Here is a 2,026-nt window from a genome sequence, read left to right as displayed (position 1 = left end):
CATTAATGTCGGTGTTGATACTGGCAAGTCACAATTAGATATTTATATCCGACCTATAAATATTTTTTTCTCAGTTTCTAATGACGATAAAGGCATCAAAGAAGCCATTAAAAAGATAAAAAAGCATTCGCCAGAACGAGTTGTTATAGAAGCGACTGGACGATTAGAGATGCCATTTATCATTGCTTGTGCTGAAGTCAATCTTCCATTCGTTATAGCCAATCCAATACATGTAAAACGCTTTGCAGGTGCGATTGGTCGACGAGCAAAAAATGATAGGTTAGATGCAGAGCTTATTGCTCACTATGCTGAGGCGATTAAACCGACATTGACTCAGTTAAAACCTGAAAATATGAGGATAATGAGTGATTTAGTTGCAAGGAGAAGTCAATTGTTAACGATGCAAACAATGGAAAAAAATAGACTTCAGATACTACCAAAATCACTAGCTTCAACAATTAAACCAATATTAACAGCGTTCAAGAATCAGATAACCAAAATTGAATTAAAGATAGAAAGAATGATTAATGAATGCCCAGAATACCAAGCTAAAAATATGATACTTCAAAGTATGCCTGGGGTTGGAAAAGTCGTCGCTGCATCAATTATCAGCAATGTACCTGAGCTAGGATATATCACTAATAAACAAGCTGCCTCGCTTATTGGCGTTGCGCCAATAACCAAAGAAAGCGGCCAATTTAAAGGGAAAAGAAGCATTCAAGGCGGTCGTGCTCAAGTTAGAACAGTACTCTATATGGCAATGATGTCAGCTATGCAATGCAACCCTATTTTTAAAGAAAATTATCAGCGACTTCTTAAACAAGGAAAGCCCAAAAAAGTCGCCATTATTGCGTGTGTTCGAAAGATGGTGATCACCTTAAACTCAATGCTTAGAGATGGTGTTATGTGGGATGAAAATAGAATTAAAAATTAACTATTGACACCATAGCCCCTTGTTAGGTATTTACAACCACTTTAAGTCTTCTCTCCACTTCCTCTGAGAGAGTTTGTCATTGTTACTGATGCGTTTAGCAATAGAGCGAGGGTCTCTACCCAAGTAAAAAGCCATCTGTGATGGCTTCATTTCAAAATCAACCAACATTACTCGTAATTTTTCTTGATCCTCATGCGTCCAAGGCTTCCCATAGTTTTTATGTCGCAAAATTTTCTTTTGCATCAGTGCTAATCTAGCTTCTTTCTCTTTTTCTCTTTGGCTAATCTCTTTATCTAGCTGCACAGAAAATATTCGGTAAGCCTCTATTGGTACACCCGCTGTATGCAAGTTGTTAAAAATAACCTGAGATGCCAAATCAAGTTTGGGAGAATCAATACATTGAGATATTTTTGTTAAATCAGGCTGTTCAATTTTTCCTAAAATACTTATTTGCTTAAGATTGAAAAAGCCCCTTAGATCAAAAGCTTTTACGAGCTTAGTTTGAATGACACTCTCAATTACTGTTGCCTTTTCGTAAGTATAGTCAGCGAATGGAAGCGCCCAAACTACTAACTGAGGAAGATATTTGTTTAATAATATGTCTTCCCATTGAAAACCAAATTGTTGTTCCTCTGAGAGAAGGTTTATAGCGCTGTTTAAATCGACCGTTGTGGAAGCCCAAATCTTGTGTTGATTAGCTAATTCTTGGTAATGCTTTGTATGATTGCGGACTTTGTAGGCTGACATAAATTTATACACGTCATCATTATGACCAGCATTATAAATAGTTCGATTACCTCTTAAGTAACCTTCATAGTGTTCGCTGATTCTTCTACCGACATTGTTACTAACACCAACATACACTACACGCTCAAAAACTCCTTGATGAACAATGAGGTAAACACCACTACATCCCGATTTTCGAGCCTCAGCCAGAGAACCTAGAAATCGCCACTTCATATTTGCACTCCGTTGATACCTAACGCCGCATTAAGCGGACAAAAGTAGTGGGTTAAAATGTGTAGCGAAGCGAAACGTAACCCACTGTTTTTGTTCCGTTTAAATGCCTTGTTGAACGAAGCCGCTACGCGG

General features: G+C 37.7%; 2 protein-coding genes. One reads left to right on the top strand and one right to left on the bottom strand.

The features are described from left to right. Position 1: 1 nt before the first annotated feature. Positions 2 to 934, top strand: coding sequence for an IS110 family transposase (locus A1QC_RS03220; protein ID WP_026025739.1), 933 nt, complete (start codon positions 2 to 4; stop codon positions 932 to 934). A 30-nt stretch (positions 935 to 964) separates the two neighbouring features. On the opposite strand, the gene A1QC_RS03215 is transcribed toward A1QC_RS03220, so the two are convergent. Continuing rightward, on the bottom strand, positions 965 to 1,894 hold the full coding sequence (locus A1QC_RS03215; protein WP_017024495.1) for a GIY-YIG nuclease family protein: 930 nt from the start codon (positions 1,892 to 1,894) through the stop codon (positions 965 to 967). Between the last annotated feature and the right edge of the window lie 132 nt (positions 1,895 to 2,026).

It is taken from the genome of Vibrio rumoiensis 1S-45, from assembly GCF_000286955.2.
In the GTDB taxonomy this organism is placed as follows: Bacteria; Pseudomonadota; Gammaproteobacteria; order Enterobacterales; family Vibrionaceae; genus Vibrio; species Vibrio rumoiensis_A.
Note: the sequence above shows the minus strand (reverse complement) of the source record. Positions and strands in the feature narration are given on the sequence as shown.